The 202-nt window shown below is 62.9% G+C and carries 1 pseudogene; it reads left to right on the forward strand.

Going from position 1 to position 202, the window contains the following annotated elements:
- Positions 1 to 202 (forward strand): annotated as a pseudogene (locus AC5ZFO_RS48525) (IS110 family transposase); the annotation flags it as partial.

Raw genomic sequence — 202 nt, forward strand, 5'->3', positions numbered from 1 at the left:
GCATCATTGGTCCCGCGAGCTGCAGGCGCTGGGGCATACGGTGCGATTAATGCCTCCGGCCTATGTGAAGCCCTACGTCAAGCGACAGAAGAACGACAGCACGGACGCGGAGGCGATTTGCGAGGCGGTCACGAGACCCAACATGCGGTTCGTGCCGACCAAGACGGTCGAGCAACAGGGCTGTCTGATGCTCCACCGGGCG

This window comes from Bradyrhizobium sp. Unk1 (assembly GCF_059512345.1).